The sequence below is a fragment of the Rhodococcus jostii NBRC 16295 genome (genome assembly GCF_001894825.1).
Taxonomy (GTDB): Bacteria; Actinomycetota; Actinomycetes; order Mycobacteriales; family Mycobacteriaceae; genus Rhodococcus_F; species Rhodococcus_F jostii.
Genome location: NZ_BCWY01000226.1, coordinates 1 through 1,521 on the forward strand (window position 1 = coordinate 1; position 1,521 = coordinate 1,521).

The window sequence follows — 1,521 nt, forward strand, 5'->3', positions numbered from 1 at the left end:
CGGCTGGCCCGGCACCTGATCGGCCTCGGTGTGGGACCCGAGTCGCGGGTCGTCCTCGCACTCGGCCGCTCGATCGACCTGTGGGTCGCGGTGTGGGCGGTAGCGAAGTCCGGCGCCGCCTTCGTTCCCCTCGACCCCGGCACACCCCCGGACCGCATGACCTACCTGCTCGGCGACTCTCACGCATCCGTGGGTATGACCGTATCCGAACACCGCACGACACTTCCGAACGGTGTGCCGTGGATCTTCCTCGACGACAACGACTTCGCCCACACACTACGACGCCGCTCGGCCGCGCCGGTCGGACAGAACGGTCGGATCGCTCCGCTGAGGGTCGACAACCCCGCGTACATGATCTACACATCCGGGTCGACGGGCACCCCGAAAGGTGTCGTCGTCACTCACAGAGGGCTGGGGAACTTCGCTGCCGAACAGCGAGACCGGTACACACTGACGGCCGATTCCCGTGTGCTCCAAGTGGCGATGCCCAGCTTCGACGCCATGATGCTCGAGCTCCTGATGGTGGCCGCGTCCGGCGGTCTGCTGATCGTGTCGCCTCCGGGGGTGTTCGCTGGGGACGAACTCTCCGCACTCGTCACCGACCGAAACGTGACACACGCCTTTCTCACGCCGGGTGTGCTGTCCACGTTGTCGCCGCACCGCCTCGGATCGCTGAAGGTTCTCGTTGCCGGGGGCGAAGCGGTTCCGGCCGACGTGGTCGACCGATGGGCACCGGGTCGGCGGCTCTACAACGGGTACGGTCCCACCGAAACCGCGATCATGGCCGCGATCAGCACTCCGTTGAGCTCCGGGAGTCGCGTGACGATCGGGGGTCCGATCCGTGGCATGGACGCCGTCGTACTCGACACCCGACTCCACCCCGTCCCGATCGGCGTCGAAGGCGAACTCTACCTCTCCGGAATACAACTCGCCCGCGGCTACCACAACCGCACCCCACTGACCGCGGCACGATTCATCGCCAACCCGTACGGCACAACCGGACAACGCCTGTACCGAACCGGAGACCTCGCCCGCTGGACACCCACCGGAGAACTCGAATTCCTCGGCCGCACCGACTTCCAAATCAAAATACGCGGACTACGCATCGAACTCGGCGAAATCGAAACCGTCCTCGCCACCCACCCGACCATCCACACCGCCATCGCCACCTCCATCACCGGACCCTCAGGCAACCCCCACATCGCCGCCTACCTGACACCCACCACTACCGAACCCATCGACACCGCCACCATCACCGCCCACGCCGCCCGCCACCTCCCCAACTACATGGTCCCCACCACCATCACCATCCTCGACGAACTACCCCTCACCCCCAACGGCAAGATCGACCGAAACGCCCTCCCACAACCGACCCTCCACCCCACCACCGAACACCACCCACCCCACACACCCACCGAACACACCATCACCGAAATCTTCACCCACACACTCGGAATCAACCACCTCAGCACCACCGACAACTTCTTCGACCTCGGCGGCAACTCCCTCACCGCCACACAG

General features: G+C 65.4%; 1 protein-coding gene. It reads left to right on the top strand.

Features of this window, described 5'->3' with window-relative positions:
• A partial coding sequence (locus RJ1_RS44865; protein ID WP_143169618.1) for a non-ribosomal peptide synthetase occupies positions 1-1,521 on the top strand: 1,521 nt, incomplete at both ends.